Genomic DNA, 19448 nt, shown 5'->3' on the forward strand with positions numbered 1-19448 from the left:
GATGGTCGATTCCGGGCGCGCGTGCCAGATGGCCGCCAAACAGTGTTTTCGGGGGAATTCGGGCATGGCCGGCCGGCTAACGCACGGCGATGATGCGGTACGCGAAAAGAGCGTCAAATTCGTCGGCTGGGATCGGGGCGATTGCCGTCTTGAATTCGAAACCATGCCCGGTGCGTTCCTGACCAATTGCGATGCTTCTCCCTCATTACCGGCGCCAGCATCATCGTGGGTGGATGGACCGAAAATTTATAAGGAAATTTTAGATGTTTGAACCCTTTCCCGGAAATTACGTGTGGAATCTGGCCACCAATCTGGCGTTGGTCGCGGGCGGCAATCATGGTGAGATTGACGAGGCATGCCGCCCGGTGCGCGAGGCGTCCAAGGCCGGGGCCGATGCGGGATCGGCGTTGTTGTTTGACAGCTGGATCGCGGTGGCAGAGCAAGTGGCCAGCAATGCCGATGATGATCTGGCGCAGGGTTTCGCGCTGTCGGCGGGCAGCAAATATTTGCGCGCATCGGGCTATTATCTGGCCGCTGAACGTATGCAGAGCCGCGATTATGCGCCGCGCTGGGCCGCCTATGACCGCGGGCTGGAACTGTACCACAAGGGTTCGCAATTGCGCGGGCTGCATGTGGACAAGGTCGAGATCCCCTATGAGGGGACGAGCTATAGCGCGATCTTTGTCCATGACGGATCGGGCACGCCGCGCCCCACGCTGGTTTCGGTCAATGGCCTCGATTCCATGAAGGAACAGGTGAATATGGCGGGCCATGGTGCGGCCAACCTCGAACGCGGCATGAACACGCTGTTTCTGGACCAGCCCGGTACGGGAGAGGCGATCCGCAAGCGCAATCTGCCCGCCGTCTATGATGCCGAGCGTTGGGGTTCGCCTGCGTTTGACTATCTGTTGACGCGCGGCGATGTGATCCATGACAAGATCGGCATCTTCGGCCTGTCCTTTGGCGGCTATCACGCGCCGCGCATTGCCGCCAACGATCCGCGTTATGCGCTGTGCGCCGTCATGGGCGCGAACCACGTCTGGGGCGAGCGTCAGCGTCAGCGTGTGGCCAATGAGGGGGAAAACCCCGTTCCGCATTACTGGGACCATGTGTTGTGGGTGTTCGGCATGGATGATCGGGATGAATTCCTGAATTACGCCGATCAGATCACGCTCAATGGTCAGGTGGAAAAGATCCGTGTGCCGTTCCTGATCACGCATGGCGAAAATGACCGCCAGATCCCAGCCTTCAACGCGCAACTGTCCTATGATCAGGCGGTCAACAGCCCCAAGCGCCATCTGCGCATGTTCACAAAGGTTGATTTCGAGGTCGAACATTGCGGGGCGGACAATGGCACAGGTATGCGCGATTATATCGCCGATTGGTGCGCGCAAACCTTTGCCGAGATGGGCTAATCGCGGATCTGGCATGGTTCCTTGGCAAAGTGGCGGAAAAACAGGTTGATATTGCCTTTGTCGAGCGGGAAAATCTTGGCAAAGGTTGCTGTATCCGCGACGGTGCGGGCAATCTGATCGTATTTGTCGAGGAGCCGAACTGTTGGTTTTTGAAATCGCGCGCATCGCTGTTGATCCCGCTCGCGCCGGGGATTTCGAAGCGGCCGTGGCGCAGGCTGACCCATTCTTTCGCGCCGATGCGGGGTGCACCGGATTTGCTCTGCAACGTGTGGTTGAAGAACCCGGCGTCTATCACCTCGTCGTCGGCTGGACTTCGGTCGAGGCGCATAATGTCGGTTTCCGGGGCAGCGACAATTTCGCCCAGTGGCGCGCGCTGGCTGGGCCGTTCTTTGTTGAGCCGCCCAAGGTTGTGCATGTGGAAACGGTGATTGGCGAGGTGGGGGTTAAGTAAGATTTGCCTCCTGCGGGCAAAGAGCGGGGGGCTTTTTTCTTGGCAAAAGCCTGCGGCGAGGGGAGGTTGGCCCTATAAGCGCCGCAGGCTTTATCATTCAGACATCGCGTCCGACACAAAACGCCGAACTCTATGCGCCCACGCAGACAGTAAAGGGAGCGCGAGGGTCCAGACCCTCGCACCCAAAACTCCTTATTTCTTAAATCGCATGCTCATCATCTTCGCTGATCTCGGCCAACGCGCCCTCAACCGCCCGTTTGCCCGGAACCGCCTTGCGATAGGGTTCGAAACTGCGTCGATCCGCGTCGAATTGCATGTCCCACGCAATGTCCGGCCCGCGAAAGATCGGCGGCGCATTGTTGGCCCATAACAGCGAACCAAAGCGGAAATCCCACGCGCGCGGCACCCAATTGTCGTCCAGATAATCGGTGTCGGCGTGATATTCGGCCTCGCCGCCATGGCCGGGGATGTCGCAGTAATAATAGATCGCCGATGAGATCCGGTGACGCGAAATTCCGCCCGACGAGTTCATGCTCTCGTTTTTCCAACCCTTGTCGGCCATCAGGTTGGCGCCCAGCATAACCTCGTCAATATCGTCCATGCCAAAGGCGATATGCATGAATTTGAAATTGTCCGGCGCAAAGGGCAGGTCGCAATTGACCCAGAAGATCGAGTGATGTTCGAACGTACCGCCCGCACGTGAAAAAATGCCGACCCCGCGCGAGTGATCGACATAGCGGAACCCCATGTGACGTTCGTAAAATTCAAACGATCCCACATAATCGGGCGAAAAGAATACTACATGGTTGATCGCCTTGGGGATCGCCTTGTGACGCCAGATGCGGTGCTGGTTGAAACGGGGATAGGATGTGGGCGTGTTGACGGGACTGACCTCGGATTTGAACGCCTGCTTGGCCCAGACGCGCAGGGCGATGGGTTGGCCGTCGGGGCAGACGCAATGGACGGTGCCATCTTCATCGCGCGTGACGGGCACTTCGGTGGCCAGACTGGCGGCGATGCGTTCCAGATTTTCCGCCGTGTCCACGCCCCACACCGTTTCCTTGACCCCATTGCCGGAAAAGGGATCGGGGCTGGGCAGGCGCGCATCACCGTGGGGCAACAGGATCACCCGGCTGCCCGAGGCAAGGCGGAACACCGCTTCGTTTTCGGTGATGCTTTCGACCGGCAGGCCAAAGTCGGTCCAGAACCGGGCGTTCTTTGCCAGATCATCGACGCCGAACAGGACGGATTCCACGCCCAAGATGCTCATACAAATCTCCCCAGAGTTTGCGCCCTTATGATGGAGTGCAAGCTTGGGGAAAAACGCATTGCATCGGACGGGTACTATCGGTTTTATTAAACTGCCCGCTGGTGCCGGTCTGTGCGCCGCCTTTGGGCAAATCATCATGGCCGCGCAGGGGATCAGTTCTTCTCACCACGCATATAGGGGTGATTGTTTTGGTAATGGACCGCGATTTCGTCGCGCTGCGCTTCGGCCAGCGGGACGACATTGCTGATCTCGGTACGATCCTCATGCGCCATGGCCGCCAGCCGTTCGACCACCCAGCGCAAGGCGCGGTCATTGTTATTGGTGATGTGCCACTGGATCGCCTCGCGGATGGGCGGGATGTCAAAGGGCACTTCGCGCAGCGAGAGAGGCAGAAACCGGGCCATTTGCGTGGCAAGGCGGCGGTGCATCGTGGCAATCCGCTTTGTCCCCAAAACCAGCGAGGTTTGTGACAGGAACGTGGGGGCCACCACCTCGATGCGGCGCTGGGTCTTTTGGCGTCGCACGAACCAGTCGTCAAAGGCGGGTGTGCGGCTTTTGCCAAAGCGTGCCGTCACATGGCCCAGCGCGAAATATTTCTCGCGGCTCATTTCGCCTTCCATCGCCGGGTTGGCGGCGTCGCCCACGACCACGTAATCATCCTCGAACAGGACCTGGCTGGGGTGGTCCGAACTGATCGCATAGTCGATGGTCAGCAGCAGATCGATCTGGCCCCGTTCCAGCGCGTCGATCGGGCTGTCGCCCATGGGCTGGATTTCAAAGCGCATGTTGGGCGCGTCGGCCTCGATCATCGCCAGCGCGCCCGCCAGCAAAACCTGCGTCGAATAATCCGAGGCCATAAAGCGGATCTGGCGATCACAGGTGGCCGGATCGAATTCGGGCGCGATGGCGATGGTTGAACGGATTTGTTCCAGCACCGCGCGCACCGGCTCGATCAATTCCTCGGCCCGCGTGGTCAGCACCATTGCGCGCCCTTTGACCACCAGCAATTCATCGCCAAAATAATCACGCAAGCGGCCCAGCGCCGAGGACGTGGCCGATTGCGACAGGCAAAGCCGGTCGGCGGCAAGGCTCACGCTCCTTTCCGCCAGCAGCACATCCAAGGCGACCAGCAGGTTGAGGTCCAGTCGCTGGAACCGCATGTCTCTCTCCTTAATTCAGCGTCTTGAGCGCGCTGGAAACCAGAGTAGCAAGATCGCCGTCATGGGCAAAGCCTGCCTTGTCCGCCGCCGCCGTGGATAGGGGGGGCTGTGCTGCAAATGCCGCCTCCAAACGGGCATCGGGTTTGTAACGCACCAGATCGGGCGAGACCCCGCATTGCGCCGCGATTTCCGCCGCCAGATCGCCCATCGTCACGCGCTGTGCAGGTAGGGTGACGGCATAGGTGGGAGGCAAAAGCGCGGTGTCGAGCGTTAACGCATGGAGGAAATTATCCGCGCAGCACGCCAGCGATTGCGCCCAGATCGTGCCGCCCGCCGAAACGGGGCAGGTAAATGCCTCGCCCGATTTCAACGCATGGAACAGGTTCGACATAAAGGCGCTTTTCATGCCGCTCGGCCCCTTTGGCCGGGCCAGAATGCCGGGCAGGCGCACCGTCACGCCCTCGATTTCGCCGCGATTGGTGAACAGGGCGACGGCATGTTCCATCATCGCCTTATGCGCACCATAGATCATCTTGGGGCTGAGCGGCGTTGCATCATCGACAAAGGTGGGCAGCGGATCGCCATAGACGGCAATCGAACTGGCAAAAACAAACCGGGGTTTGTTGCCCCCTGCGCTCGCCTCCAGCAAGAGGTCATACATTGCATCGATGTTGATCCGCCGTGAGGCGACAGGGTCGGCTTCGGCCGCGCCGCCCGGAACCGTGGCCAGATGGATCACCGCCGACACCCCACCGGCAAGCGCATCGGCCCGTATCGATGCATCGCCCAGATCGCCCACGACCATGCGCGCGCCATCGGGTATGCCGCCCGCGACCGCATCCATCGCCACCACCCGGCGGCCCTGTGCCAAAAGGCGTGAAACGATCTGGCGGCCGACAAAGCCTCCGGCTCCGGTGACGATAACAGGCATTATGCAGGCTCCGAAACAAAGGCCGTGACGGCGCGCGCGGTCACGGCGACGGGGTATCACAAGGTCAAATGGATCCGAAATTGATGCCCATCATCCTTCTCTTATATTATATTCTCTGACGCCGTATGCGCCTTGCATTCTTGCCTAGCGCTTGCGCCTGTCAAGCTCACACCGATTATATCAATAGGCATCCATCCATGGTTCGGATTTGCCTGTTGGAGCGGGCGCTCTAATTTGATCGCCATGGAACGGGAGAAAATCACAAGCGTCCAAGAGGCGCTGATCGTTGGCGGCGGGATTGGCGGCATGGCCGCGGCAATCGCTCTGTCGGAGCGGGGCGTAAAGGTCGATCTGATCGATCTGGACCCACAATGGCGCGTCTATGGGGCGGGGATCACGATCACCGGGCCGACCTTGCGCGCCTATCGGCGTCTGGGCCTGCTCGAAGAGATCAAGGCGCAGGGGGCGATCACCACAAAAACGCGTCTTTTCAAATATGACGGTACGCATCTGCACGATCTGGAAGAGCCGGTCATCGAGGAAGGCCTGCCCGCCACCGGGGGGATCATGCGTCCCGTGCTGCATCGGATCATGCAAAAGCGGGTGAAGGAACTGGCGATTCCGGTGCGGCTGGGCCTGACGGTATCCTCGCTGGTCCATGTCGATGGCGGGGTTGATGTCGGCTTTTCCGATGGGTCGCGCGGTCATTATGATCTGGTCATCGGATCGGACAGCGTGTTTTCGGGCGTGCGTGACCTGTCCTTTCCCCACATGGCGCCCGCGGTGCCGACCGGGCAAGCGTGCTGGCGCATTTCGATCCGCAAACCGCCCGGCCTTGAATATGGCGAATTTTACCTTGGCCATGCCAACCCTTGCGGCATCACGGCCTGCGCGCCCGATCAGGTCTATATGTGGATGCTGACCCCGCATGTGGAGCGTGAATGCTTTATGAGTGAGGAGGAATTGTTTGATGAATTGAAGCGCCTGCTGGCCGATTTTGGCGGCAATGCCGGGTGGATTCGCGACAATATGACGCGTGACGATTGGATCAACTATCGCCCATTGGCCGCCGTTTTACAGCCTAAGCCGTGGTATAATGGCCGTGTTGTTCTGTTGGGCGATGCGGTCCATGCCACAACGCCGCATCTGGCCTCGGGCGCAGGGATGGCGGTGGAAAGCGGCATCGTGCTGGCCGAGGAGCTTGCCCGCGCCGACAGCGTGGAAGCGGGCCTTCTGGCCTATCAGGAACGCCGCTATCCGCGATGCCAGGATGTGATCGACAGTTCGGTTTCGATGGGCCGCCTGCAATTGGCGCATGGTGACCCGCGCGAACATGCCGCCATCCTCGAAGGCGCTTTGACGCGCCTTAACGAAGACTTTTGATGATGGGGCGGGCGCCCTAGATGTCGCCCGCCTTTACCAGCCCCACGGCATGATCCACCGCCCGCGCCGTCAACGCCATATAGGTCAGCGAGGGGTTCTGGGACGCGCTGGACGACATTTGCGCGCCGTCGGTGACAAACAGATTGGCCACGTCATGGGCCTGACTCCATTTGTTCAGCACGCTGGTTTTGGGATCATGGCCCATGCGCGCACCGCCCATTTCGTGGATCGCCGTGCCGCCGGGGCCGGGGCGGTCCATGCCGAACAGCACGCGCCCGCCCGCCGCGCCCAGCATCGCGGCTGCCTCGCGCTTGGCATCGGCCAGCGCGGCCATTTCCGAAGCGCCATGGGCAAAATGAATTTCCAATTGCGGCACGCCCATCGGATCAAGCTGTTTTGACAGGGTCAGACGGTTGGACGCGCGCGGCATGCTTTCGGCAAAAGCCACCAGCACCATCCGCCATTCGCCGGGGCTGCGCAGGCCGCGCTTGAAATCGGCCCCGATCCCCGCCTGCCGCTTGCCCCGCGCCCATGCCGATTGCAGCGCGCCGCCCTGAAACGAATAGCCGCGGGTGAAACCTTCGCCGTCCATTTTGTCCAGATTGCGAAAGCGCGGGATGACAACGCCGGTGGGGCGATTGCCGAAAGTGGTGTGGTTTTCAAAACCGGGCATGATCGCGGCGGCCGACAAGGTGTTGGCATGGTCCATGATATGCGTGCCCAAAACGCCGCTGGAATTGGCCAGCCCGCTGGGCATTGCCTCGCTGGCAGAATTCATCATCAGATGGACCGAATTGAAGGCCCCCGCGTTCAGGAACACGATCCGCGCGGTTGCACTCTTGCGTGCGCGGGTTTTGGTGTTGACCCAGCGCACGCCGGTCACGCGGCGGGTGGCCGGATCATAATCCACCTTTTCCACCTGTGCATCGGTGATGACAGTCAGGCGCCCGGTCTTGGTCGCGGCGGGCAGGGTGGAGGATTGCGTCGAGAAATAGGCGCCAAACGAGCAACCCCGGTTGCAAATATCCCGCGATTGGCACGGGTTGCGGCCCTCTTCTTCCTTGCCCTGTGTCAGGTTGGCCGTCCGCCCGATGGTCAACCGGCGGTCGGGCCATTGGGCCAGAACCTTTTCCCGCACCGATTTTTCGACCGCGTTCAGCGCAAAGGGCGGCTGGAACTGGCCATCGGGCAGAGCGGGCATGCCTTCGGCGGCCCCCGATACGCCGATAAAGCGTTCCACCTTGTCATACCACGGCGCCAGATCGGCATAGCGGATCGGCCAGTCGGTGCCCACGCCATCACGCGCATTGGCGCCAAAGTCATAGTCGGACCAGCGATAACATTGCCGCCCCCATGTCAGCGATTTGCCGCCAAGCTGATACGAACGGAACCATGTAAAGGCGCTGTCCGGCCCCAACGCATAGGGGTTCTCGCGGTCATTGACGAAATGATCCTCGGTCCATTCGGTGAAATGGCGGTTGAGCATCTGGACCGGATGATCGCGTTTATAGCGTTCGGTGTCGCCTTGCCCGCGAAAGGGCAATTCCCATGGGGCCTTCATCTCACGCGGATAATCGCCATGAACGATTTCGCGCCCACGCTCGATCATCAGGACTTTTAATCCGGCCTCGGTCAATTCCTTGGCCGCCCAGCCGCCGGTGATGCCCGAACCCACCACGATTGCGTCAAATTCGTAAGCCATCATCCAAACTCCACCGCAGTCCAGTCACTGGAATAGGCGCGGTCGCCGGGTTTAAGCGGGATGTCGGCATTCCAACGCCCAGGAATAAGGTTATATTGCAATTCTTTGGAGGCTCCGGCCTCGCTGCTGTAATAGCCGGTCAGGATCAGCCCCTTGATGGCCACCCATGGGTTTGGCACAGCAGGCGGCGGCCCGGCGGGGAAAGCGTCGGCGTCCAGCGCGGTCAGGATGGCCTTTTGCTTGGCCGGGGTCAGCGTGAGAAAGTCGCGTCCGGCGCGGCGGTGCAATTCCTGTTCCAGCCACAGATCATGGCGCAACGATCCATCGGCGCGCAAAGGCAGGCCGGGAGCGGGATTGCGTACCGGGTCGCGCGTCCCCTCCAGCCCATGGGCAAAGGCCAGCGAGAGAAACGCCCCGACGCCGACATCGCCCGCGCCGGGTGTATCGTTGCGGGGAATGACGATTTGCGCCACGGTTTTGAGCAGCATCGCGGTCCGGGGCGAGGGCGTCTCGCCCGCCGCCATCACAGGCAGCGGCAGGCCGGTGGCCAGCGCAAAGATCGCGGCCCCGGCCAGAGCCTGACGGCGGGTGATGGTTGGCTGAATGAGCCGATGGACTTGCACGATGCCTCTCCCGGTGGGTCGGGAGGATCTGGTGTGCCGCCTCGACCTAAATCAGAATAATGATTCTGAAATATCGTGAGGGCGGCCCGCCTGTCAAGCGGCCAGAGATGAGCCGGGCGATCAGAACGTGGGCGGGGTCACCAGAAAGGCGGCGATCATGCGCGAAAGATCCTGAAGCAGCACATCCCAATCGCCTTCCCATGCCGCCGTCGTGGCCGAGCCAAAGCCCAGATAGCGCGCAATAGCGGCGTAAAGGATGCGAAAGGACGAATCGACCGCACGCAGCGGGTCGGGTTGTTTGATTTCCGCCGAATAGAGCAGCAGCGAACCTTTGACCGCATCGGCGGTTTTGGCGAAGGACGATTTGCCCGTGGCCGCGACCAAAGGATCATTGGTCGCGCGCAACATCAGCGGGCGCATGATCTCGGCGTTCTCTTTCAGCGTTTCGCCAACGGCCTTGGTCAGCGCGACCACCAATCGGTCCAGCGTGTCGGCACCGCTGCGCGCTTCTTCCAACCGGGCGCCCATTCGTTTGTCGATACGTTCCAGCACGCGCAATTGCACGGCGTGGAGCAGGGCGTCCTTGCTTTCAAATCGATTGTAAATTGATCCGATGGAAACTTTGCCCTTCTTGCTCACTTCCTGAAGCGTGAATTCATCCGACCCAGCCGCTGCCATCAGCGCTTCGGCGGCCGCCAGCATACGTTCGTAGGAAGCCTTGGAGCGGCCCTGAACAGGCGCGCGCAGGGCGGTGGAAAGGGCAACATCTGTGGTCATGGCGCAAACCTTTTCCGATTTGTTCGGCATGCGTCAACAAAGAACATTTCAATGGAATTCTAATTCCAAATAAATCCTGCGCGCCAAACCCCAAAAAGAATGGGGCGCAAGAGCCCCCCGACCCTTGCGCCCCCGATGCCTGGGCCTTTCCAGATCACCCCCCGATGATCAAAGCGAATTGGCCCTGGCAATCGCACCCAGTACGGCAGCGCTTGGTTTCGCCTTGCGTTCGAAGGTTACCGGATCAAACGCTGCCAAACCGAATTTCGGCTTATAACCGAAAATCCATTCGAAATTATCAACAAGTGACCAGTGGCAATAGCCGATAACCGGCACGCCGTCATCCATGGCGATTTTCAGATCATGCAGCGCTTCGGGAATGAAGCGGGCGCGGATTGTATCGTCATCGGTCCCTACGCCATGTTCGGAAACCATCACCGGAACGCGTGCGGCCCCATAGACATAGCGTACCGATCCGGCCAGCGAGGGCGCATATACCTCGGCGCCGGACGAGTTGCGGATCGCATCGGCGGGGGCGGGCAACTTGCCCTTGTCGCCCCACAGCGCGCGCTCATAATTTTGAACGCCCACGAAATCGTCCGATTTGGCCAATTCGATCCACATGCCATAGAAATCGGCGCGCATCTTGTCGCGGATTGAATTCTTGCCCACGGCCTGATCGTCGATAACCGAAAGTGACAGGCCCACCGGCAGGCGGGGCGCGGCGGCCTTGATCGCGGCCTTGCCCGCCTTGTGCGCGGCGGCCAACCCGGCCTGCAATTCGGGCAGGTCGTCAAAACCAGCGACATTGGCAGAAACAAAGCGTTTGACGCCCAATTGCTTGGCCGCGCTTTCCAGCGTCACTTTCTGAATGTCCCAGACCTGTGGCGGCAGGACAAATTTCAGGATGGAGAGCAGGTTGGGTTCGTTGAACGTGATGGCATAGGCGATCCGGTCGCCAAAGGCGCGCGTGACCCGGTCGCAATAGCGGGCAAAGAGCGATGCGCTCTCCGGGTTGGTCCAGCCGCCTTGCGCCGAAAACCACAAGGGCGCGGTGAAATGGCTGTAGGTGACAACAGGCGTCAGGCCGCGTGCATGGCAGCCTTCGATGATGCGGCCATAATGGTCGATCATCGCCTGCGAGAATTGGCCCTTCACCGGTTCGATCCGCGCCCATTCCAGGCTGAAACGATAGGTGTTGAGCCCGATGCTCTTGGCCAGATCGAGGTCGCGTTGCCACAGCAAGAAGCTGTTGGCCGCATCGCCCGAAGGCTGGGCAAAGATCGTCGGCTTCAGGTTTTCCAGATACCACAGGTCAGAGGTGGTGTTATTGCCTTCGACCTGATGACCGGCGGTGGCGGCGCCCCACAGGAAACCTTTGGGGAAGGCCGGGTTGAATGGCTTTGGCTTGGCCGCAAAGGCGGGCGCGGCCGAAAATGCTGCGGCAAGTGTTGCGCCATTGACCAGCAGAGAGCGGCGGTCGATCACAGAATATCCTCCAGAAATGCCGCGATTTCTTCCTCAAGGCGCTTGTCCGAAGTGCCAAGGTGCATCGCGAGCGTATAGTGATTGTGCCCCGGCATCAGGATCGCGCGCGGCATCGTGCCATGGGCGGCCAGACGCGCCTGCATCAGGCCCAGAAATTCGGCCTGAAACCGCGCCGGATCATATTGCGAACAGGTGACCAGCAGCGGCAGGGCGGTGTCCACCACGGCCTGACGCGGCGATTTGTCAGCATAGGTTTCGGGCGCGCCGTAATAGCGTTCGTCCTTGGCATCGACGGGTTCAAATCCATAGAGGCCAGAGAGCAGGACCGCCCCGCGCACCAGATCGGCGTGATCGGGACGCAGGCGGAGAAAACCGCTGACATGCACCGCGCCCGCCGATGTGCCCATGACGATGATCCGTTCCGGATCGCCGCCATGTTGCGCAACATGGGCGCGCAGATAATCGACGGCGGCGGCCACATCTTCGCTGCCCGCAGGCCACATATGGTCGGGGGCAAGGCGATAGTTCATCACCGCGCCGATCCAGCCGCGCCGCGCCGCCATGCGGCCAACGGCGGCATTGGCCCAACTCGTATCGCCCTTGTCGCCCAGCACGAAGCCGCCGCCATGAACGAACAGCAGGACCGGTTTCAAACCGCCCTGCGCCGAGGCATAGAGATCAAGCCGGTGCCTTTCATGCGGACCATAGGCCAGATCGCGCGCGGCCACCGGCACCGCCTGCGCCAGCGCGACCTGTTCAGCATCAAACAAGGCGCGGCATTGGTCCAGAACAGCCGGTCCCAGACCCTGCCCCATGGCGGCGATGGCGTGGCGAATATATTTCATGCCCAAACCTATAGAACATGGGCGGAAGGATTGCTCCCCCCGCCCGTCAGATCAGAACTTGGCCGTCGCGCTGACGCCGATGGTGCGGCGCCCTTCGCGGGTCAGCCAGTTAACCTCGCCGCCATTGTCGGCAAAGGGCAGGCCGATGACCGAAGCGTGGAAACGCTGATCCAGCAGGTTGCGTACGAACAGGCCTACGCGCCATCCGCCATCGGCCGCGCCGATGCCGGTATTCAGACCGATCGTGTAATAGCCCGGCTGGTTCGAAATGGCGTTGCCCACGTCATACTGAACCTTGCTGCGATAATAGACGTTGCCCGACCAGTCGAAGGCCAGACGGTCATTGATCGGCAGCTTGATGTCCGCACCAAAGGTAAAGGAAACCTTGGGCGCGCCCGACAGCGGTTCACCCGCGGCCTGCAACAGGCTGGTGCCGTTTTGGGTATAGCACGAAAGTCCGGCCTTCACGACCTTGGGACAGGCGGTGACATAATCGGTGAACTTGGTGTCCGAATAGGTCAGGCCGCCATTCAGGCTGAATTCGGGGCTGACGCGCCAGCGGGCGTCAAACTCGAAACCCTTGGCTTCAAAACCACCGGCGTTTTCGGTCAGGAATTCCGTCCCGTTGAACACGCTGGTTTGCAGGTTGGTGTATTTGTCAAAAAAGGCGCTGGCGTTGAGAGTCACGGCGCGGTTGAAAAGCTGTGACTTGAAGCCAACCGTGATGTCGCGCACGGTCTGCGGGTTCACGTTGGTGCGCGTGCCGGTCAGGCCCGAAAACGCCACCGTCGGCCCCAGATAACCGCGCGCGATGGTGGCAAAGAACATCAGATCGCGGTCGACCTTATATTCCGCGCCTGCCTTGCCGGACCAGCCGCCCTTGGCGGTGGAACCGGTTTGCAGCGCAACGGGCGTATAGGGCGTGACGAAAATGCCGTTGACCACCGTGCCGGGTGCATAGGCCGGATCGATGATCGATTGGAACGAGGCCTTTACCCAGTCATACTGATAGCGGAAACCGCCCAGCAGCGAGAATTTCTCGGTCACATGATACTTGCCATCGATGAAGGCCGCCAGCGAGTCCGAGCGGGTCTGGGTATTGGCCTGCCCGGACGAGATGTTGACATAGAAGGCGCTGAACGGATTGGCGGGCAGCAATTGGGCGCGGTTGTAATCGCCCGGATTGCCGGTCTTGCGCCGCGATCCATAGACGCCGGTGGTATATTCCAGCTTGCTGCCCGATGGGCTGGTCAGGCGGATTTCCTGGCTGAGGAAGGATTGATGGTTGGCGGTGGGCTGGGCCTGAAACACCGTCACGCTCGATCCGTCGATGCCGAATTGCGCGGCGCCCTGGATAAAGCCGCGATAGGCGGTGATCGAGGTCAGGTTCAGCCCGCCCAGCTTCTTGTTGATCTCGACGCTGGCGCCATAATTGCGCTCGCTCGTCCAGCCATCGGTGTTTTCCGCGCTTTTCGTGTTGTTAAAGCCCGGCGTGATGCCAAGCGATGTCAGATTGCCAAAGCGGGCCGCCATCAGCGGGTTGGCAAAACTGGGCAGCGCGTTGATCGTCCAGAGCTGGCCGGGGCTGCGCGTGCTGGTGCGGCTGTAATCGCCGATGATATAGACGCTGAAATCGTCCGAAGGCTGATAAAAGAACTTGGCGCGGCCGCCAAAGCTGGCCTCATCGCCCCAATACTTTTTCAGCGTGGCGTTATAGAGGAAGCCGTCATTCTGGCGATAGAAGCCGAACAGGCCGATGGCCGAATTCTCGCTGGTGGGCAGGTTGAGCTGGGCGTTGGTGTTGATTTCGTTGAGCGAGCCGTAGGAGGCAAACACCTTGCCCGAAACGCGGTCGAACTTGGGCTTGGCGGTGGTGATGTTGACCACGCCCGACGAAGCGTTCTTGCCGAACTGAGTGCCCTGCGGACCTTTCAGCACTTCGACGCGTTCCAGATCGCCAAGGCTGTTGACCGGGTTGCCGAAGGGGATGATCACATTGTCGACCACCGTGCCGACATTCTGTTCCGAAGCCGACGAGAAACCGCCCGCCGTGCCCACGCCGCGCAGGCGATAGCCGCTGTCATTGGGCGAGGAGCCGAATTGCAGGCCCGACACCTGATATTGCAGGTCGGACAGCTTCTGGAACCCGCCCGCCGTCATCTGCTGGGCGCTGATGGCCGAAACGGCCAGCGGCACGTCCTGCAGGCGTTCCGAGCGGCGCTGGGCGGTCACGACGATTTCGCCGGCGGCAACAGATTGCTGCGCGGCCTGTTGGGCCATGGCGGGGGTGGCGGCGGTCAGGCCGAGGATGGCAACGCTGCTCATAAGGTGCGTGGCCAGCAGATGATGGATCTTGCTCATCATAGTCTCCCTAGAATGGCCCGGCGGAATTCTTGTCCCGCCGGTGCCGGAATGTGTGTTGGGTTCAGATTTCGTCGATGACCGGGTTGGTCAGCGTGCCGATCACGCCGACCGAGATTTCAACCACATCGCCCGCCTTCATATACAGGGGGGGCTTGCGCTTATCGCCCACGCCGCCCGGCGTGCCGGTGGCGATGACGTCGCCGGGGTTCAGGTCGGTGAAGGTCGAGCAATAGGCGACGACCGTGGGAATATCCCAGATCATGTCGCTGATCGGCTGATCCTGCACCAACTCGCCGTTCAGGCGAGTCTGGACGCGCTGTGCGCCCAAATCCTCGATCTCGTCGGGCGTGACCATCGCGGGGCCAAAGCCGCCGGTCCCGGGCCACGTCTTGCCGGGGGTGAACTGGATATTGTGCCGCTGCCAATCGCGGATCGAGCCATCGTTGAAGGGCGCATAGCCCGCGATGTGATCCCATGCGTTTTCGGGCGCGATGCGGCGGCCCTTCTTGCCGATGATGATGGCCAATTCGCCTTCATAATCGAAACGCACGCTTTCGGGCGGGCGGACCATGGGTTCGCCTTGCGCGATCAGGCTGTCGGCATAACGGGTGAAGATCGCGGGATGCTCTTTCTGCTCACGGCCCGTTTCGGCCACGTGCGTGGCATAGTTGAGGCCAACGCAGAGGATCTTTTCCGGATCGGGAATGACCGGTAACAGCCGCACCGCGCCCAGCGCAAAGGCCTCGCCATCGACCAGCGAGGCAAGGGCATCAGCGGCAATCGCTTCCTTCAGGCTGGCATAGGTGCCGCCCAGATCGAACACGGTTTCCCCATCAAGGCGGCCAAAGCTGGGCTTTCCATCGGGGCGGGTGAATGACACATAACGCATGGGGGATTACGCTCCAGTAAGTTCGTTGATGGGGGCGCTCTGCCATTCGCGGCGGAAACGGAACGCTTCCTCGGCCACGCGCAGGCCGGCAAAGTCCTTGTCCGACACGCCCCACTGGTCGATGCGCTTTTCGGGCCAGGTCCAGTCGTCGGGTTCGCCCGTCTGATAGTCCTCGCCCACCTTTTCGACGGCGGTGGAATATTCGATCACCGGACCAAACGGCGCGATGTAATAGGCATAGACATTGTCGCCCGGCCCATGGCGGCCCGGACCCCATGCCGGGGCAAAGCCATGATCGCGCATATTGCCGATGCCGCGCATGACCGCGTCCAGATCCTCCATTTCAAAGGCGATATGGTTGAGCGACGAGAAACCGGCGCGGGCAAAGGCGGTGGAATGATGCGCTTCGTTGCAACGCACGAACACCATGCCCTTGGTGCGGTCGGACACGCGAAAGCCAAGGACTTCCTCGACGATGTCGCCGCTGGCTTCGGCATCGGCCGAATTGAACACGACATGGGTGAGCTTGACCGGCATCACGCGGCGGCTGGCCTTGGAATGGCCTTCGATGGGCGCCACTTCGGCGGCATCGACCAGAAAACGCAGCAATTCGCCCTCGGCCAGTTCGACCACGATGCCATGGCCGCCGCCCGGATCGCTGCTGACGCAGGGCGCGGCGTTGAGGCCGCGCGCGGTGGCGGCCCGCGCCACTTGCGCCAGACGTTCGTGTGAGCAGACAAAAGTGGTCGAGCGCACGAAATTGTCGGCGCTCTCGGCAATGGCCACCAGATAGGGGAATGTGCCCGATCCGCGCAGATAGAACGTATCACCGATACGCCCGCCATCGGCACAGCCCCAGACATCGATCATCCAGCGATGGGCGTCCGCCGCCTTGGGCAGGGCCAGTTCGATGCTGCGAAGTTTCATCATCGCTTGCGTTCCTTTTTAAAAACCGGCGGCTTTGATGCCCGCGACCGCGCATTGCGCATCCATTTCGCCCGTATCACCCGACACGCCCACGGCGCCGACGACCACGCCATCGGCGCGCACCAGCACACCGCCCGGCGAAAACACCAGATCGCCACCCACCGTGGTGACGACCCCGCCAAAGAAGGTGGGATTGCCCTTGGCCCGCTCGGCCAAAACGCCCGTGTCCGCGCCCATGCCCAGCGCGCCATAGGCCTTGGCGCGGGCGATGTCGGCGCGGAAGAAGGTGGCACCATCCTCACGCACCATGGCGACGGGATGGCCGCCCGCGTCCAGCACGACCATCGCCAAAGGCTTGAGATCGGCGGCGCGCGCATGGGCAAGGCCCGCACTGATGATGGTCTGGGCCTGCGCCAGCGTGATCATGCTAATGTCTCCAAGGGAAGGCCCATTTGTGCGGCATAGGCTTTGCGCAATTCTTCGGCGGTGCCCGTGCCAAACACGTAGTGGTCGGGGCGGATCATCACCGCCGGCGCATTGCGTGCCGAAAGCCACGCCGACACCGCGCCGCCATCGGGCAGGGCTGCGACATCCTCCACCGTGAACAGACGCCAGCCACCGCCGGTCAGATCATCGAGCTTGCGGCCATCGGCCAGCACCGGCTGGATGAAGCGTTCGCCCGCGCCTGCGCTGCCGCGATGGATGATGCCGGTGGAAATCGCCGGGATCAGGTCGTGGGCGGTTTCCTGCTTGCCGGCATTGGCGGCTGCCCGCGCAATCATTTCCGCATCGCGCGCGGCGGCCTTTACCGGGTCCAGTTCGCAGATATAGCGCCCCGCATTCACCGCCGCGCCGATCACGCCGCGCACATGCGGGTCGCGTTCGGGCTGATAGGTGCACAGGATTTCGGGCGAGGCGTGTTCCTTGATGATCGCCGCCATTTTCCACGCCAGATTGGCGACATCGCGGCAACCATGGCACATGCCCTGACCAAAGAAGGGCGGGGTCTGGTGCGCGGCGTCACCGGCAAGGAAGACATTGCCCGATTGCCATTGTTCGGCAACCAGCCCGTGGAACCGATAGGTGGCCGAGCGCACGATCTTGTGCGGCACATCGCCAATATAGGGGGCCAGCAATTCGGCGACCTTGTCAGGCGCCATCATCGCCGCATCATCCTCGTGCGGAAGCAGCATCAGTTCCCAGCGACGATGGTTGCCACGACCCGGAACCACCGTTGCGGGCCGCCGCGGATCGCACATCATGACCGAGAGGCGTTGCAGATCGGCCTGTTCCGGCACGCCCGCAATATCGGGAAAGCGCACCGGCCCATCGACCTCGGCATCGACCACCAGCCAGGGTTCTTCGAACTGAAGATCGTCCAGCTTGATACCCAGCGCCTTGCGTACCGGGCTGCGCGAACCGTCGCAGGCGATGGCCCAGCGGGCCGCGACCTGATGCTGCGCGCCGTCCTGTGTATAGGTGATGCGCACCGGGCCATCACCTTGGTCGAGCGAGGTGAATTCCGCGCCGATCCGGAAGTCCACATTGGGCAATTCGGCAAAACCGGCGCGCAGATGCTCTTCCAATTCGGGCTGATAAAAGAACCAGTCATTCGACCAGCCGAACGGGCGGGGCATGCCCACCGTGCCCATATAGCGGATCGCCTGAGACGAGGCGCCGACATGGAGATGCCCGTCGGTGTCCACCATATCGGGCAGCACGCGCGCCAGAACGCCCGCCGATTGGAACAGGCGCATCATTTCATGGTCCAGATGGACCGCGCGCGGCAGGGGATAGTGGGTCAGTTCCTTTTCCAGAACCACCACATTGAGGCCTTCGCGGCCAAGCAGGTTCGCAGCCAGCGCGCCGACAGGCCCGCAGCCAATAATCGCAACATCGAACATGGTTTTATGCCGCCACTGTTTCCTGAGGGGCCTTGTGAAAGGCGCCGCCCTTCATGATGGCCTTGAAATTGTCCTTGGCCTGCAAGATCGAAACGTCCTGTGTCGGATCGCCATCGACCAGCAGCAGGTCGGCCAGATAGCCTTCCTGAATCAGGCCCACGTCCAGACCCATCAGTTCGCCGCCAAGACCGGTGGCCGCGGCCAGCGCCTCAACCGGGGTATAGCCGAAGTAATCGACGAAATGCTGGATGTCGCGGGCGTTGCGGCCATTGGGGTTGAAGGGGAAGCCATAGTCCCCGCCGATCAGCGTGCGCACGCCCAGAGCCTTCAAGGCAGGCACCAGCTTGCTTTCCAGCTCCATGCGTTCCGCCGCGCTGTTCTTCATGCTGGACATGTCGATATGGGGCGGGGGGCTGGCCTCCAGCGCCGCCACCGACACGCCGCAACCCGGGCCGTAGAACACCTCATCCTTGTGCGCGGCCAGCTTTTCAGCCGTGCGTTCGCCAATATAGCTGGCGTGATAGATGATGCGGGCGCCGGCGCGCAGGGCCAGATCGACCGCTTCGTCCGTATAGGCATGGGTGGCGATCCACAGGCCATATTCCTTGGCCGCCTCGCGCGCGGCGTCCATTTCCTCGACGGTATAGAGCAGGTCGTTATGGCTGTTGGGCTTGAGCGCGCTTTCGCCCGAAATCACCAGTTTGACCGAGCCGATGCCCTGATCCGCGCAATATTTCATAAAGGCGCGCATGGCGTCGGGGCCACGGCCATTGAACACATCGCCCGTGTCCACGCCCTCGGCGCCTTCGGGGCTGCGTTCCAGCGTGGAGGGTATGAGGCGCGGCCCCGGCGTTTCACCGGCGTTGATTTTGGCGGCAAGGCGAACCTCTATGCCATCACCCAAAGCGCCCGCCGAATAGGCGCTGGTGAAACCATGGTCGAGCAGCACGCGCGCATTGCGCGTGGCGGCCACTTCCAGTTCTTCGGGCGGCAGGATGAAGGCGTGATAGATTTGTTCGACCGACGAGGCCCAGGTCAGGTGCGCATGCGCCTCGACCATGCCGGGCATCAGCGTGGCGCCGTTGCCGTCGATGACGGTGGCACCGGGGGCGTCAATGGTTTCGGGCGCATAGGCAACCTTGGCGATCCGATCGCCGTCGACCAGCACTTGACCCGCGCGCGATGCGTGGGGGCGGCCGTCAAAAATGCGGATGTTGGTAAAGAGCGTGGTCACGCCCGACTCTCCCTATCACGATTGTGTGCTTGCGGCCCCTTTTGCCAAGATTGTTGCATCAGGTAAAATATGCGATTTTGGCAAT

General features: G+C 61.5%; 18 protein-coding genes. 4 read left to right on the forward strand and 14 right to left on the reverse strand.

The window, feature by feature from the left end; genetic code table 11:
- Position 1: 1 nt before the first annotated feature.
- The 3 genes from AC2S2E_RS07810 to AC2S2E_RS07820 all read left to right on the forward strand — a co-directional run bounded on the left by AC2S2E_RS07810 (position 2) and on the right by AC2S2E_RS07820 (position 1866).
- Positions 2–271, forward strand: coding sequence for a hypothetical protein (locus AC2S2E_RS07810; protein ID WP_486524365.1), 270 nt, complete (start codon positions 2–4; stop codon positions 269–271).
- Complete coding sequence (locus tag AC2S2E_RS07815) at positions 264–1415, forward strand: alpha/beta hydrolase (protein WP_486524366.1); 1152 nt, start codon at positions 264–266, stop codon at positions 1413–1415. The genes AC2S2E_RS07810 and AC2S2E_RS07815 overlap by 8 nt, the downstream gene beginning before the upstream one ends.
- A 142-nt stretch (positions 1416–1557) precedes the next feature.
- The gene (locus tag AC2S2E_RS07820; protein ID WP_486524367.1) at positions 1558–1866 is read left to right on the forward strand and encodes a putative quinol monooxygenase; all 309 of its coding nucleotides are present in this window, start codon (positions 1558–1560) and stop codon (positions 1864–1866) included.
- A gap of 199 nt (positions 1867–2065) precedes the next feature.
- On the opposite strand, the gene AC2S2E_RS07825 is transcribed toward AC2S2E_RS07820, so the two are convergent.
- The 3 genes from AC2S2E_RS07825 to AC2S2E_RS07835 all read right to left on the reverse strand — a co-directional run bounded on the left by AC2S2E_RS07825 (position 2066) and on the right by AC2S2E_RS07835 (position 5227).
- On the reverse strand, positions 2066–3136 hold the full coding sequence (locus tag AC2S2E_RS07825) for a VOC family protein (RefSeq protein ID WP_476101685.1): 1071 nt from the start codon (positions 3134–3136) through the stop codon (positions 2066–2068).
- Positions 3137–3288: 152 nt separating this feature from the next.
- Positions 3289–4296, reverse strand: a complete 1008-nt coding sequence (locus AC2S2E_RS07830; protein ID WP_486524368.1) for a LysR family transcriptional regulator — start codon at positions 4294–4296, stop codon at positions 3289–3291.
- Positions 4297–4306: 10 nt separating this feature from the next.
- Positions 4307–5227, reverse strand: a complete 921-nt coding sequence (locus AC2S2E_RS07835; protein WP_486524369.1) for an NAD-dependent epimerase/dehydratase family protein — start codon at positions 5225–5227, stop codon at positions 4307–4309.
- Positions 5228–5470: 243 nt separating this feature from the next.
- Here AC2S2E_RS07835 and AC2S2E_RS07840 point away from each other — a divergent pair, with 243 nt between their 5' ends.
- Positions 5471–6610, forward strand: coding sequence for an FAD-dependent monooxygenase (locus tag AC2S2E_RS07840; protein ID WP_486524370.1), 1140 nt, complete (start codon positions 5471–5473; stop codon positions 6608–6610).
- Positions 6611–6626: 16 nt separating this feature from the next.
- Here AC2S2E_RS07840 and AC2S2E_RS07845 read toward each other — a convergent pair whose 3' ends face one another.
- The 11 genes from AC2S2E_RS07845 to AC2S2E_RS07895 form a co-directional block, all read right to left on the reverse strand.
- The gene (locus AC2S2E_RS07845; protein ID WP_486524570.1) at positions 6627–8312 is read right to left on the reverse strand and encodes a GMC oxidoreductase; all 1686 of its coding nucleotides are present in this window, start codon (positions 8310–8312) and stop codon (positions 6627–6629) included.
- Complete coding sequence (locus tag AC2S2E_RS07850) at positions 8312–8935, reverse strand: gluconate 2-dehydrogenase subunit 3 family protein (protein ID WP_486524371.1); 624 nt, start codon at positions 8933–8935, stop codon at positions 8312–8314. Before AC2S2E_RS07850 ends, AC2S2E_RS07845 begins: the two co-directional genes overlap by 1 nt.
- Before the next feature lie 120 nt (positions 8936–9055).
- Positions 9056–9712, reverse strand: a complete 657-nt coding sequence (locus AC2S2E_RS07855; protein ID WP_486524372.1) for a TetR/AcrR family transcriptional regulator — start codon at positions 9710–9712, stop codon at positions 9056–9058.
- Between the two features lie 168 nt (positions 9713–9880).
- Positions 9881–11200, reverse strand: coding sequence for a family 1 glycosylhydrolase (locus AC2S2E_RS07860; protein ID WP_486524373.1), 1320 nt, complete (start codon positions 11198–11200; stop codon positions 9881–9883).
- The gene (locus AC2S2E_RS07865; RefSeq protein ID WP_486524374.1) at positions 11197–12045 is read right to left on the reverse strand and encodes an alpha/beta hydrolase; all 849 of its coding nucleotides are present in this window, start codon (positions 12043–12045) and stop codon (positions 11197–11199) included. Before AC2S2E_RS07865 ends, AC2S2E_RS07860 begins: the two co-directional genes overlap by 4 nt.
- Positions 12046–12096: 51 nt before the next feature.
- Positions 12097–14409, reverse strand: a complete 2313-nt coding sequence (locus tag AC2S2E_RS07870) for a TonB-dependent receptor (RefSeq protein ID WP_486524375.1) — start codon at positions 14407–14409, stop codon at positions 12097–12099.
- 61 nt (positions 14410–14470) lie between these two features.
- Positions 14471–15298, reverse strand: a complete 828-nt coding sequence (locus AC2S2E_RS07875) for a fumarylacetoacetate hydrolase family protein (RefSeq protein ID WP_486524376.1) — start codon at positions 15296–15298, stop codon at positions 14471–14473.
- Between the two features lie 6 nt (positions 15299–15304).
- On the reverse strand, positions 15305–16225 hold the full coding sequence (locus AC2S2E_RS07880) for a VOC family protein (RefSeq protein WP_486524571.1): 921 nt from the start codon (positions 16223–16225) through the stop codon (positions 15305–15307).
- Between the two features lie 18 nt (positions 16226–16243).
- Positions 16244–16651, reverse strand: a complete 408-nt coding sequence (locus tag AC2S2E_RS07885; RefSeq protein WP_486524378.1) for a GlcG/HbpS family heme-binding protein — start codon at positions 16649–16651, stop codon at positions 16244–16246.
- Positions 16648–18129 (reverse strand): bifunctional 3-(3-hydroxy-phenyl)propionate/3-hydroxycinnamic acid hydroxylase, encoded by a 1482-nt coding sequence (locus tag AC2S2E_RS07890; RefSeq protein WP_486524379.1) that lies wholly within the window; start codon positions 18127–18129, stop codon positions 16648–16650. Before AC2S2E_RS07890 ends, AC2S2E_RS07885 begins: the two co-directional genes overlap by 4 nt.
- 4 nt (positions 18130–18133) lie before the next feature.
- Positions 18134–19363 carry an amidohydrolase family protein gene (locus AC2S2E_RS07895; protein ID WP_486524380.1) on the reverse strand — a complete coding sequence of 410 codons (1230 nt, stop codon included), beginning with the start codon at positions 19361–19363 and terminating at the stop codon, positions 18134–18136.
- Positions 19364–19448: the final 85 nt, after the last annotated feature.

The organism is Novosphingobium sp. 550D, from assembly GCF_057401885.1.